We start from the raw sequence: 13,348 nt of genomic DNA, 5'->3' as shown, positions 1-13,348 counted from the left end.
TCAGTTCTTGTCGCTATGGGTCATGGCGGTATAGAACAGCCACGAAACCAGCAGGATGATCAGGAAGTACACCAGCGAGAACGCTGCAGCCGGGCCAAGGTCGAACTGGCCGATAGCCATTTGCGTCAGGGTCTGGCTCAGGAAGGTCGTGGCATTGCCCGGCCCGCCGCCGGTGAGGACAAACGGCTCGGTATAGATCATGAAGCTGTCCATGAAGCGCAACATCACCGCGATCAGCAGCACGCTTTTCATCTTCGGCAACTGGATATGCCGGAACACGGCCCAGCTCGATGCCCGATCGATTCGCGCCGCCTGGTAGTACACGTCCGGAATGGCCCGCAACCCCGAGTAACACAGCAGCGCGACCAGTGACGTCCAGTGCCAGACGTCCATGACCAGCACCGTCACCCAGGCATCCATGGTGTTGGCGGCATAGTTGTAGCTGATGCCCAGCTGATTGAGGCTCCAGCCCAGCAGACCGATATCGGCCCGGCCAAAGATCTGCCAGATGGTGCCCACCACGTTCCAGGGAATCAGCAACGGTATGGTCATCACGATCAGGCACAGCGTCGACCAGCGCCCCTTGGTGGGCATGGTCAGGGCGATGGCAATACCCAAGGGGATTTCGATCAGCAGCACACAGCCCGAATAAATGAACTGGCGCAGCAGCGAATCGTGCAGGCGCGGGTCCTGCAGGACCTGTCGATACCAGTCAGCGCCCACGAAATAGCGGTTGGTCTGATCGAAAATGTCCTGCACCGAGTAGTTGACCACGGTCATCATCGGCACGATGGCACTGAAGGCCACAAGCAGGAAAACCGGCAACACAAGCCACCAGGCCTTGTTGTTATAGACCTTGTTCATGGCGCACCCCGCTCAGGACCGGACTCAAGCAAGAAATCATCGGCATACAGCATCAGCCATTGCGCCGGGAAACTGATCCAGGCCTGGCCTTGTGGCACAGGCTTGTCTTCAGGCAGGCGCGCCTTCAGGGTTTGCCCGGCCAGGGAAAGGGTCACGATCTTGTAGGTGCCAAGGTCCGCCACCTGTACAACCTCAGCACACATCGCCTCATCGTAAGGGCCATCCCAGACATGAATGAACTCCGGGCGAATGCCGATCTTCAGGCTGGTAAAAGGCGTGTGGGCAATCACCTGCTGCAAGGGGCCGGAGAGCGGCACCTGCACATCACCAAACACCACACCATCGCCCTGCGGCCGGACCTCGATCAGGTTCATGCCCGGACTGCCAATGAAATAACCGACAAAAGTGTGTCGCGGCTTCTCGAACAGCTCACGCGGCGTACCGAACTGCACGATCTGCCCGCCGTACATCACCGCGATCTTGTCGGCGAAGGTCGAGGCCTCCAGTTGATCGTGGGTGACGTAGACCATGGTGATATTGAACTGCTCGTGAATCTGCTTGAGCTTGCGGCGCAGCTTCCACTTCAGGTGCGGGTCGATCACCGTCAGCGGCTCATCGAACAGGATGGCCGAGACGTCATCGCGAACCAGCCCGCGCCCCATTGAAACCTTCTGCTTTTCGTCAGCCGTCAGGTTGCGCGCCTTCTTTTTCAGCAAAAGCTGCAAATCCAGGACTTCGGCGATTTCCTGCACCTTGGCCTGCACCCGCTTCTCGTCCAGCCCCTGATTGCGCAGCGGGAAGGCAAGATTATCGAACACGGTCATGGTGTCGTAGACCACGGGGAACTGGAAAACCTGAGCGATGTTGCGGCGCTCGGGGCTCAGGTCATTGACCTCTTTGGAGTCAAACAGCACTTGCCCCTGAGACGGGCTCAGCAGGCCGGAAATGATATTGAGCAAGGTCGACTTGCCGCACCCGGAAGGCCCGAGCAGCGCATAAGCGCCGCCCTGCTCCCAGATATGGGTCATTTCCCGGATGGCGTAATCGTCCGGCCCCGGATTGGCGCTGTAACTGTGGGCCAGGTTCAGCAAACGGATCTCGGCCATCAGGCAACCCTCGCCATGCGCAGACCGGGCGCCTGAATCAGGAGCCCCATCTGATCGAACACAAAGAGTTTATGGGTCGGGATATAGACCCGGATTGCGGCATCGACGTCATAGCCATGCACGCCGGGCAAATGCAGCACCAGAGCAAACAGCTCGTTGCGCACATGCAGAAAGGTTTCGGAACCGCTGATTTCCGCCAGCTCGACAGTCACCGCCAGCTCCAGATCGTCATCGTTGGACGGCACCAGGCTCAAATGGCTGGGCCGCACCCCGAAGCGGTATTCACCGTCACCGATCTTGCGCAGGTCGGCATTGAGGGGGAAATGCACGAAGTTGGCGAAACTGACTTCATTACCCTCGATGCGGCCGGGCATCAGGTTGATGGGTGGCTCGGAGAACAGTTCAGCCGCCAGCACGGTACTTGGCCTCTGGTAGACCTCGGCCGCCTTGCCGGTCTGCACCACCCGCCCTTCGTGGAGAATGGTGGTCGTGCCACCCAGGGCCAGCGCTTCGTTGGGCTCGGTGGTGGCATAGATGGCGATGGTATGGCGGGCCGCGAATAGCTCGCGCATTTCCTGACGCAGCTCTTCGCGCAGTTTGTAGTCAAGGTTGACCAGCGGCTCATCGAACAGGATCAGCTCCGCATCCTTGACCAGCGCCCTGGCCATGGCCGTACGCTGCTGCTGCCCGCCGGACAGCTCCAGAGGATGGCGCTGGAGGAATTTTTCGATGCGCAGCATCTTCGCGGTTTCCAGCACGCGCTCCTGGATAACCTCCCTGGACATACCGGCCTGCCGCAGTGGCGAAGCGATATTCTCGAAGACGGTCATGCTGGGGTAATTGATGAACTGCTGATAGACCATCGACACATTGCGCTGGCGTACCGGCCGCCGGGTGACATCGACCCCGTTCATCAACACCCGCCCCGTGTCGGGCTTGTCCAGACCCGCCATCAGACGCATCAGGCTGGTCTTGCCAGACAGCGTTCGGCCCAACAACACATTGAAGGACCCGGGCTCAAAACTCAGGGATGCGTCGTCGATCCATATCTGGCCATCGACTGCGCGACTGACGTGTTCCAACGTAAGTGACATGGCGTGCCCTTTGTTATTTTTTCTTGTCGGGGGTGCAGCTCAATACAGGTTACATACAGCGACATTCGTGCCAGATCGCTGCATTTTCTTCAAAGGCCCGAGCTAGAGCGCCTGGCATTCATCACACCGTAAACGCACCTTCAGAGCTGAACAAAAGTGAACAAAAAAAGCTGAACACCTGAACAAATTGAACATTGACTTTGAACAGCAGTGAACGACACTGGATGAACACTTCGGGCACGGACGCTCCATGCAAGACCTAAAACAAAAACAACAAGGCACTCGCAGGATCCATGCTAATGGCCAATTCCAGTGCGTCACTTGCTCACGACATCATCATTCAGGATTCATGGACGCGCTGCCGGGACTTCGGTCTCAGTCATCAGTCGCGCCCCTCGTTCGGCGGGCTGCCGGGCGCGCAGGTTTCACAACTGCTGGAACGCCATAACGCCCTGGTGCAGACCACCCATCAGGAAGTGCTGCCGGTCTATGAAAACATCCTCAGCAACTCCAACTGCCTGATCCTGCTGGCCGACAATCACGGCCAGTTGCTCAAGTCATGGGGCACCCAACGCTTCATCGATGCTGCGCAGACCCAGGGTTTCATGGCCGGGGCAAGCTGGAGCGAGCGCGGTGCGGGGACCAACGCCATCGGTACGGCGCTGGCCTGCGAACAGGCGGTGCATATCGAGCCCGACGAGCACTTTCTCAAGGCAAATCGTTTCATGACGGGCTCCGCCTCCCCGATCTTCGATGCAGACCGGCGCATGATTGCGATACTCGACGTTTCCAGCGACAGCTTCCTGCCGCCCTCTCACACCCTGGGCATGGTAAAGATGATGAGTCAGTCGGTGGAAAACCGGCTGATTCTCGACCAGTTTCGCGACACTCATTTCCAGCTGATCTTCAATACCGGCCTGAACAATCTGGACAGCCAATGGGCGGGTCTACTGATTTTCGACGAAAGCGGCAGAATCCTCTGCGCCAATCGGCGGGCCGACAACCTGCTGGGCGTGCGGCTGACCGGCGTCAGTATCGAGGACCTGTTCAAATGCCCGATCCTGCAACTGCTCAGCGAAACCGAAGCACGCCCTTTCGCGCTGCATGCCTTTGGCAATAACCGCTTCCAGTGCCTGCTCAAGCGTCCACGGCGCAAACCGATCCAGCTATTGCAGCCGGTGCGGCCTGAGCAACCGGTCGCCCCACAACACCCCCTCGACCTGAACGCCATCAATCTGGGCGATGCAAAAGTCGAAAAAGCGGTAAGCCAGGCCCAGCGGCTGCTGGAAAAAGACATCCCGCTGTTGATCCACGGCGAGACAGGGGTCGGCAAGGAAGTGTTCGTCAAAGCCCTGCATCTGGGCAGCTCTCGCGCCAGCCAACCGATGATCGCCGTCAACTGCGCGGCGATTCCGGCCGAACTGGTGGAGTCGGAGCTGTTTGGCTACACCAAGGGTGCGTTCACTGGTGCTCACCAGAAAGGCAGCATCGGCCTGATCCGCAAGGCCGATAAAGGCACCCTGTTTCTTGATGAAATCGGCGACATGCCAATGGCGGTGCAGGCACGCCTGTTGCGGGTATTGCAGGAGCGCTGCGTTCAACCGCTGGGCAGCAGCGAGCTATATCCGGTGGATATCCGTCTGATCTCGGCCACCAACCACAGCCTGCGCGAACGGGTGCAGACCGGGCATTTCCGTCAGGACCTGTATTACCGGATCAGCGGACTGAACATAGAGCTGCCGCCACTGCGCGAACGCACCGATAAACAGGCGCTGATCCAGCGCATCTGGGAACGGCATCGCGAACCTCAGCAACGGGCGGGTTTTTCCAGCGAGGTACTTGATCTGTTCGAGCATCATCCGTGGCCGGGCAATCTTCGCCAGCTCAATAGCGTGATTCAGGTGGCCTTGGCGTTGGCAGACGAGCAGAAAATCACCTTCGAGCATTTGCCGGAAGACTTCTTTCTGGATGCGCAACTGGATGAGGACAGAGACGAGCCTGTGGCGGTCTTGCAGATAAAGGGGAGTTTTCCGTGTGCCGAAGACCTGAACCACCTGTTGCAGGCGGCCGGAGGCAACATTTCACAGCTGGCCAAGCGGTTGGGGGTCAGCCGTAATACGCTTTACAAGCGGTTGCGGGAGGTTCGTGAATAAGCTCTTCGCGAATAAATTCGCTCCTACGGCAGGAGCGAATTCATTCGCGAAAGAACAGACAGGTCAGTCAGCCAGACGCCAGGTCGTTGCGCCTTTACCGTCTTCCAGCACCACGCCCATGGCGGTGAGCTGGTCGCGGATGCGGTCGGATTCGGCCCAGTTCTTGGCACCGCGAGCATCCAGGCGAGCCTGGATCAGCGCTTCAACTTCAGCGGCATCCACGCGCCCTTCGGCACCGGCGCGCAGGAAATCGTCCGCTTCGAGCTGCAACACACCCAGCACACTGGCCAGTTGCTTGAGACGTGCGGCCAGACCGGCAGCAGCCACCTGATCGGTGTCACGCAGACGGTTGATCTCGCGCACCATCTCGAACAGCACGGCGCAGGCTTCAGGCGTGCCGAAGTCGTCGTTCATGGCCGCGGTGAAACGCTCGACGAACGCCTCGCCACCCGCAGGCTCGGCCACCGGCAAGCCCTTGAGCGCGTGATAGAAACGCTCCAGCGCGCTCTTGGACTCTTTCAGGCTGTCTTCGGAGTAGTTGATCGCGCTGCGATAGTGGCTGGATACCAGCAGGTAACGCACCACTTCCGGATGATATTTGGCCAGCACGTCGCGAATGGTGAAGAAGTTGTTCAAGGACTTGGACATCTTCTCGCCATTGATGCGAATCATGCCGCAGTGCATCCAGGCATTGGCGTAGGTCTTGCCGGTCGCAGCCTCGCTCTGGGCGATTTCGTTTTCATGGTGCGGAAACTCCAGGTCGCTGCCGCCACCATGAATATCGAACGTCTCACCCAGGCAGCAGGTGGACATCACCGAGCATTCGATGTGCCAGCCCGGACGCCCCGGCCCCCACGGAGATTCCCAGCTCGGCTCGCCGGGCTTGACGCCTTTCCAGAGCACGAAGTCCAGCGGATCGTCCTTGGACTCGTCAACTTCGATCCGCGCACCGATGCGCAGGTCTTCGATCTTCTTGCGCGACAGCTTGCCGTAGCCCAGGAACTTGCCGACGCGGTAGTACACGTCGCCATTGCCTGGCGCGTAGGCATAACCCTTGTCGATCAGGGTCTGGATCATGGCGTGCATGCCGTCGATATGATCGGTGGCACGCGGCTCCATGTCCGGCTTGAGGATGTTCAGACGCGCTTCGTCCTCATGCATGGCGTCGATCATGCGCGCCGTCAGCGCGTCGAACGATTCGCCGTTGTCACGGGCACGATTGATGATCTTGTCATCGATATCGGTGATGTTGCGCACATACGTCAGGTCGTAGCCGCTGAATCGCAACCAGCGGGTGACCAGATCGAAGGCCACCATGCTGCGGCCATGGCCAAGGTGGCAGAAGTCGTACACGGTCATCCCGCAGACGTACATCCGCACCTTGTTGCCATCCAGCGGCTTGAAGACTTCTTTGCTCTTGGTGAGCGTGTTGTAGATTGAAAGCACTGTCCTAACCTCAGCTCCAGGAATCCCGCAATGTCACTGTGCGGTTGAATACCGGACGACCTGGTTTCGAGTCCTTGATGTCCGCGCAGAAATAGCCTTCGCGTTCAAACTGGAAACGGTCTTCCGGTTGCGCTTGCCCCAATGAAGGTTCAGCACGACAACCCGTCAGTACTTGCAGAGAGTCTGGATTGATGTTTTCCAGGAAGGTGGCGCCATCTTCGGCCTTGTCTGGCGTCGGAGAGCGGAACAGGCGGTCATACAGACGCACTTCGCACTCGACGCTCGCCTCTGCCGGAACCCAGTGAATCACGCCCTTGACCTTGCGGCCTTCAGGGTTCTTGCCCAGGGTGTCAGGGTCGTAGGAGCAACGCAGCTCGACGATATTGCCGTCGGCATCCTTGATGGCTTCGTCGGCACGGATTACATAGCTGCCGCGCAGGCGCACTTCACCGGCTGGCTCCAGGCGCTTGTAGCCTTTGGGCGGCTCTTCCATGTAATCGTCGCGGTCGATGTAGATCTCGCGAGCGAATGGCAGCTCACGCACGCCCAGGTCTTCCTTGGGGTGACGTGGCAGTTCAAGTTTCTCGACCTGACCTTCCGGATAGTTGGTGATCACGACTTTCAACGGGCGCAGCACGCACATGGCGCGTGGCGCGTTGCGGTCCAGATCGTCACGGATGCTGAATTCCAGCATCGCGAAGTCCACCACGCCGTCGGAACGGTTGGTGCCGACCATTTCGCAGAAGTTGCGGATCGAAGCCGGGGTGTAACCACGACGACGGAAACCCGACAGCGTCGACATGCGCGGATCGTCCCAGCCACTGACGTGCTTTTCGTCGACCAGTTGCTTGAGTTTGCGCTTGCTGGTGACGGTGTAGCTCAGGTTCAGACGCGAAAACTCGTACTGACGTGGCTTGCACGGTACCGGCAGGTTGTCCAGGAACCAGTCGTACAGCGGACGATGACCTTCGAATTCCAGGGTACAGATCGAGTGTGTGATGCCTTCGAGGGCATCGGACTGACCATGGGTGAAGTCATAGTTGGGGTAGATGCACCACTTGTCGCCGGTCTGGTGGTGATGAGCATGACGGATGCGATACAGGATCGGGTCGCGCAGGTTCATGTTCGGCGAAGCCATGTCGATCTTGGCGCGCAGCACACGGGCACCGTCTTCGAACTCACCGGCTTTCATGCGGGCGAACAGGTCCAGGTTTTCCTCGACGCTGCGCTCACGGAACGGGCTGTTCTTGCCCGGCTCGGTCAGGCTGCCACGGTATTCGCGAGCCTGCTCGGGTGTAAGGTCATCAACATAGGCCTTGCCCAACTTGATCAGCTCGACAGCCCAGTCGTGCAACTGGTCGAAATACTGCGAGGCATAGCGCACTTCGCCTGCCCACTCGAAGCCCAGCCACTTGACGTCACTCATGATGGCGTCGATGTATTCCTGGTCTTCCTTGGCCGGGTTGGTGTCATCGAAACGCAGGTGCGTCGCGCCACCGAACTCGTTGGCCAGACCGAAGTTCACACAGATCGACTTGGCGTGACCGATGTGCAGATAGCCATTAGGCTCCGGCGGGAAGCGGGTCACGATTTTAGTGTGCTTGCCTGAATCCAGGTCTGCCTGCACGATCGGACGCAGGAAATTGGTAGGGACGACAGGGCCTGCCTTTGAATTCGCAGCGGGTTCTGGAGTGGGCTTGCTCATAGGATCCTTGGACATACAAGTGCGCGGCCAGGGTAGGCCGACTAAATCAAAGCGCTTATCATAGCCGAAGCTGTCAAGCCCCTGACAACAGAGTGCGTGTTTGAGGGCGATAAAAGCAGCAAAATACCTGAAATATGTAACCTCCCCTGTAAACTGCGCGTCAGGGTGATACTGCGCCCATTCATGAATGCCAAGAGAGCGAGCAAGTATGTCCAAAGTAAAATTGACCACCAACCACGGCGATATCGTTCTGCAACTGAACGCAGAAAAGGCTCCAGTCACCGTTGCCAACTTTATCGAATACGTGAATGCTGGCCATTACAGCAATACCATCTTTCACCGTGTCATCTCTAACTTCATGATCCAGGGCGGCGGTTTCGAGCCAGGCATGAAAGAGAAGAAAGACAAGCGCCCGAGCATTCAGAACGAAGCCAACAACGGCCTGCCGAACAAGAAATACAGCGTTGCCATGGCCCGTACCATGGAGCCGCATTCGGCTTCCGCCCAGTTCTTCATCAACGTGGCTGACAACAGCTTCCTGAACCACAGCGCACCGACCGTTCAAGGCTGGGGCTATGCAGTGTTCGGCGAAGTGATCGAAGGCACCGAAGTGGTCGACAAGATCAAAGGCGTTGCAACCACCGGCAAGGCTGGTCATCAGGACGTTCCGTCCGAAGACGTGATCATCGAGAAAGCAGAGATCGTTGAGTGATACTGCTGATCTCCGACCTGCATCTTGAGGAAAAGCGCCCGGATATCACCCGGGCGTTTCTGGATCTACTCTCTGGCCGGGCTCGCCAGGCCAAGGCGCTGTATATCCTCGGGGACTTCTTCGAGGTCTGGATCGGCGACGACGCCATGTCGCCGTTCCAGAGTTCGATCTGCCAGGCCCTGCGCGAACTGAGCGACAGCGGCACTCAGGTTTTCCTGATGCACGGCAACCGGGATTTCATGATCGGCAAGGCGTTCTGCAAGGCGGCTGGCTGTACCTTTCTGAACGATCCAAGCGTGGTTCCGTTAAACGGTGAGCCGGTGCTGTTGATGCATGGCGACAGCCTGTGTACTCGCGACGAAGGCTACATAAAGATGCGCCGCTACCTGCGCAATCCGCTGACCTTGTGGATATTGCGGCATCTGCCGTTGAATACCCGCCACAAGCTGGCCCGCAAGCTGCGCAATGAAAGCCGTGCGCAGACCCGCATGAAAGCCAATGACATCGTTGATGTCACCCCCGAATTCATTCCTCAGGTGATGGAGCAATATGGCGTCCGCACCCTGATTCACGGGCACACACATCGCCCGGCGATTCACAAGCTACAGATCGGCGACCAGACCGCGCAGCGTATCGTGCTGGGTGACTGGGATCGTCAGGGCTGGGCCTTGCAGGTGGACGAACAGGGCTTTTCCCTGAATGCCTTCGACTTCCCGCCTGAGCAGATGACACTGCTGAACTGAAGCCTCCGTAGGAGCGAATTCATTCGCGAAGCCACATTCCAGACGATAAATATTTATCGGATGTACGGGACTCTCGCGAATGAATTCGCTCCTACGGACTTGTCGGGCGCGACTAATGCCCGCCCGGCCCGGCCTTGGCGGCAAACGGCGGTTTGGCCAGCCAGACCAGCAGAATCAACCCCGCAAACACCCAGCCCAGCATGTAGAAATAATCCACCGTGGACATCATGTAGGCCTGGCTGTTGAGGGTCTGCTCCAGTTGCGCATAAGCCTGTGGGCTCGCGCCGCCCAGGCTGTTGAGCGCATCACGTGTAGCCGGGTCGAAGGTGCTGATGTTTTCACTCAAGTAGGCGTGATGCTGATCGGCGCGACGAATCCATATCCAGGTCGTGAGGGACGCGGCAAAGCTGCCGCCCAGAGTCCGCAGGAATGTCGCAAGACCCGAACCGTCGGCGATCTGCTGAGGTGGCAAGTCCGAGAGCAGGATGCTCAAGGTCGGCATGAAAAACAGCGCCACGCCGATCCCCATGAACAACTGCACCAGCGCCACATGCTCGAAGTCCACCTCGTTGGTGAACTCAGCCCGCATGAAGCAACTCAAGCCCATGGCCAGAAATGCCAGGCCGGCCAGCAGGCGCAGGTCGAACTTGTGGGCATATTTACCAACGAAAGGCGACATCAGCACCGGCAGGATACCGATAGGCGCCACCGCCAGCCCGGCCCAGGTTGCGGTGTAGCCCATCTGGGTCTGCAACCATTGAGGCAGCAGCAGGTTGATACCGAAGAAACCGGAATAGCCGCCGACCAGCACCAGAGTGCCGATGCGGAAGTTGCGGTAGGCAAACAGCCGCAAGTTGACGATGGGATGTTTGTCGGTCATTTCCCAGATCACGAACACCGACAACGCAACAATGGAAATCACCGAGCCGATCACAATGAAGTTCGACTCGAACCAGTCCATGTCATTGCCCTTGTCCAGGACGATCTGCAATGCCCCAACCCCAATGATCAGGGTCAGCAGCCCGACGTAATCCATGGGCTGACGGCTGGTGCTCACCGGGCGTTTGGCCATTTGCGTACGCACCACCCATGCCGCAAACAGACCGATAGGCACGTTGATGAAGAAAATCCACGGCCAACTGTAACTGTCGGTGATCCAGCCGCCCAGAATCGGCCCGGCAATCGGCGCAACCACCGTAACCATGGCCAGCAGCGCCAAGGCCATCCCCCTTTTGGCGGGCGGATACACCGCGATCAACAGGGTCTGGGTCATGGGATAAAGCGGCCCGGCCACCACGCCCTGCAGAACCCGGAAGCCCACAAGCTCCGGCATCGATTGGGAAATCCCGCACAGAAACGAAGCCAGTACGAACAACAGGGTCGCCCACAGGAACAGCTTGACCTCCCCGAAGCGGCGGCTGAGCCAGCCGGTCAGCGGCAAGGCAATCGCGTTGCTGACGGCAAACGAGGTGATCACCCAGGTGCCCTGCTCCGAACTCACGCCCAGATTCCCGGAAATGGTCGGCAAGGCAACGTTGGCAATGGTGGTATCGAGGACCTGCATGAAGGTCGCCAGGGACAGGCCGATGGTACACATCAACAGGCTGGGCGGCGTAAATGAGGCCGGGGCGTTGTTACTCATCGCAAATCCCTTGAAACTGAAATGCTGCCCCGACCTGAAGGACGGGGCGTACGGATTGGCGGATCAGCGCTGCGCAGTGGCTTTGCTGTTGGCGGCGCTGTTGTCATGGATCAGACGCGCGATCATGGCGTCAGCATCGGCCAGTTGCTCGGCATAGATGTTGGTGCTGAAGCTCGCCTTCTTCGGCGGTTGCTGAGCCAGTACCGGACCACTCTGGTCATGCAGATTGACATCAACCGTAGTGGACAGGCCGATGCGCAGCGGGTTGTTCGCCAGCTCATCGGGGTTGATGTGAATACGCACCGGCACACGCTGGACGATCTTGATCCAGTTGCCGGTGGCGTTCTGGGCTGGCAACAGAGCGAAGGCGCTGCCGGTGCCTGCACCCAGGCTGTCGATGGTGCCGCTGTATTTCACATGGCTGCCGTACAGGTCCGAGGTAATCTCGACCGGCTGACCGATGCGCATCTTGCCCAGTTGGGTTTCCTTGAAATTGGCGTCAATCCACAACTGATCCAGCGGGATCACCGCCATGGTTGCAGTACCCGGCTGGATGCGTTGCCCCAGTTGCACGGTGCGTTTGGCCACATAGCCGGTCACCGGCGACACCACAGTGGTGCGGGCATCGGCCAGATACGCCTGACGCAATTGCGCGGCGGCAGCTTTCACGTCGGGGTGAGAAGAAACGACGGTGTCATCCACCAGCGCAACGCTGCTGGCCAGTTGCTGCTGAACATTGCTCAACGAACTTTGCGCGCTGGTCAGGTCATCCTTGGCGTGGGACAGCTCTTCCTGGGAAATCGCCCCGCTCGCCGCCAGGCTGCGACGACGGTTGTAGTTGTCCTGAGCCTTTTGCACTTCGGCACGCTGCGCAGCCAGTTGCGCCTTCATGCCATCGACATTGCTGTAAAGCCCGCGTACCTGGCGCACAACCTTGGCCAGATTGGCCTCGGCGCTTTGCAGGCTGACTTCGGCGTCGCTGGGGTCGAACTTGATCAGGACCTGGCCTTCACGCACCAGATCACCGTCATCGGCGCCGATACTGATCACCGTGCCGGTGGTCAGCGGCGTGATTTCCACGACGTTGCCATTCACATAGGCATCATCGGTACTTTCGCTCCAACGCCCATAAAACTCATGCCAGGCCCAGACAGCCGCACCGCCAAGGATGACGATCATGGCGAGCACCAACAGCATGAATTTGCGCTTGCCCGGATTTGTATCTTCGGGCGAGCTGGCAGATGGTTTTTCAGTAGCGGCAGTGGCCATGACGATTACCTGTAGTCGGTGAAGCAGTAATTGCGGAATATCGAGGTTTTACCGGGACCGTTCATTTCGTTCCGGTGGACTTGAAGCTCAGGCGCGTAAGAGTGATGTGGTCGTCGGCGGCCACCAGCACCTTGGTCAGGATTCGCTCAAGGGTTGCGACTTCTTCCTTGTCCAGCGCGGCAAAGGTGTCGTTCATCGCGTCGGCACCGATCTGCGGCAGCAAGTCCGAAAGTTTCTGCCCCTGCTCGGTCAAGGCCACATGCACCTGACGCCGGTCGGCGGCCGAACGGGTGCGCACGATCAGCCCCTTTTGTTCCAGACGATCGAGCATGCGCGTCATGGAACCGCTGTCCAGAGACAGGTGCCGACACAATTCGACGGGGGTATCGAGGGCGAACTGGGAAATGATGATCAGCACCTTGAACTGCGAGAAGGTGACGTCATAGGGCAGTAAATACTTGTCCAGCATACGGTCTTTGAGGGCATTGGTGCGACCGACCAACAGACCTATCAGGCTGGAATCGAAATTCTCGGACGTGAAATGTTTCAAGAAGTCACCATAAAAGCTGCTTAGGCAGTGATATGGCGATATTACTGCCTAGGCAGCTAATGTC

General features: G+C 58.7%; 11 protein-coding genes. 3 read left to right on the top strand and 8 right to left on the bottom strand.

The window, feature by feature from the left end:
- Genes K5D32_RS06810 through K5D32_RS06800 form a run of 3 tightly spaced genes read right to left on the bottom strand, consistent with a single transcriptional unit; the run spans position 1 to position 3,064 of the window.
- Positions 1-864: a carbohydrate ABC transporter permease gene (locus tag K5D32_RS06810; RefSeq protein ID WP_221593484.1), complete on the bottom strand. Its 864-nt coding sequence runs from the start codon at positions 862-864 to the stop codon at positions 1-3.
- Complete coding sequence (locus tag K5D32_RS06805) at positions 861-1,970, bottom strand: ABC transporter ATP-binding protein (protein ID WP_221599553.1); 1,110 nt, start codon at positions 1,968-1,970, stop codon at positions 861-863. Before K5D32_RS06805 ends, K5D32_RS06810 begins: the two co-directional genes overlap by 4 nt.
- The gene (locus K5D32_RS06800) at positions 1,970-3,064 is read right to left on the bottom strand and encodes an ABC transporter ATP-binding protein (protein ID WP_221599552.1); all 1,095 of its coding nucleotides are present in this window, start codon (positions 3,062-3,064) and stop codon (positions 1,970-1,972) included. Before K5D32_RS06800 ends, K5D32_RS06805 begins: the two co-directional genes overlap by 1 nt.
- 299 nt (positions 3,065-3,363) lie before the next feature.
- Here K5D32_RS06800 and K5D32_RS06795 point away from each other — a divergent pair, with 299 nt between their 5' ends.
- Complete coding sequence (locus K5D32_RS06795; RefSeq protein WP_221599551.1) at positions 3,364-5,217, top strand: sigma-54-dependent Fis family transcriptional regulator; 1,854 nt, start codon at positions 3,364-3,366, stop codon at positions 5,215-5,217.
- Between the two features lie 63 nt (positions 5,218-5,280).
- Here K5D32_RS06795 and cysS read toward each other — a convergent pair whose 3' ends face one another.
- Positions 5,281-6,663 carry a cysteine--tRNA ligase gene (gene cysS / locus K5D32_RS06790; protein WP_221593480.1) on the bottom strand — a complete coding sequence of 461 codons (1,383 nt, stop codon included), beginning with the start codon at positions 6,661-6,663 and terminating at the stop codon, positions 5,281-5,283.
- Positions 6,664-6,673: 10 nt separating this feature from the next.
- Positions 6,674-8,368 (bottom strand): glutamine--tRNA ligase/YqeY domain fusion protein, encoded by a 1,695-nt coding sequence (locus tag K5D32_RS06785; protein ID WP_221599550.1) that lies wholly within the window; start codon positions 8,366-8,368, stop codon positions 6,674-6,676.
- A 208-nt stretch (positions 8,369-8,576) separates the two neighbouring features.
- On the opposite strand from K5D32_RS06785, the gene K5D32_RS06780 reads away from it, so the two are divergent.
- Both K5D32_RS06780 and lpxH read left to right on the top strand, forming a co-directional pair.
- On the top strand, positions 8,577-9,080 hold the full coding sequence (locus K5D32_RS06780; protein ID WP_221593478.1) for a peptidylprolyl isomerase: 504 nt from the start codon (positions 8,577-8,579) through the stop codon (positions 9,078-9,080).
- Complete coding sequence (gene lpxH, locus K5D32_RS06775; RefSeq protein WP_221599549.1) at positions 9,077-9,823, top strand: UDP-2,3-diacylglucosamine diphosphatase; 747 nt, start codon at positions 9,077-9,079, stop codon at positions 9,821-9,823. The genes K5D32_RS06780 and lpxH overlap by 4 nt, the downstream gene beginning before the upstream one ends.
- 112 nt (positions 9,824-9,935) lie before the next feature.
- Here lpxH and K5D32_RS06770 read toward each other — a convergent pair whose 3' ends face one another.
- From K5D32_RS06770 to K5D32_RS06760, 3 genes are all read right to left on the bottom strand, one after another.
- Positions 9,936-11,465, bottom strand: coding sequence for a DHA2 family efflux MFS transporter permease subunit (locus K5D32_RS06770; protein ID WP_221576422.1), 1,530 nt, complete (start codon positions 11,463-11,465; stop codon positions 9,936-9,938).
- A 63-nt stretch (positions 11,466-11,528) separates the two neighbouring features.
- Positions 11,529-12,734 carry an HlyD family efflux transporter periplasmic adaptor subunit gene (locus tag K5D32_RS06765; protein ID WP_221593475.1) on the bottom strand — a complete coding sequence of 402 codons (1,206 nt, stop codon included), beginning with the start codon at positions 12,732-12,734 and terminating at the stop codon, positions 11,529-11,531.
- Positions 12,735-12,795: 61 nt separating this feature from the next.
- On the bottom strand, positions 12,796-13,284 hold the full coding sequence (locus tag K5D32_RS06760) for a MarR family winged helix-turn-helix transcriptional regulator (protein ID WP_221593474.1): 489 nt from the start codon (positions 13,282-13,284) through the stop codon (positions 12,796-12,798).
- Between the last annotated feature and the right edge of the window lie 64 nt (positions 13,285-13,348).

This window comes from Pseudomonas cichorii, from assembly GCF_019719005.1.
Lineage (GTDB): Bacteria > Pseudomonadota > Gammaproteobacteria > Pseudomonadales > Pseudomonadaceae > Aquipseudomonas > Aquipseudomonas cichorii_E.
This window is presented reverse-complemented; position numbering and strand designations above follow the sequence as displayed.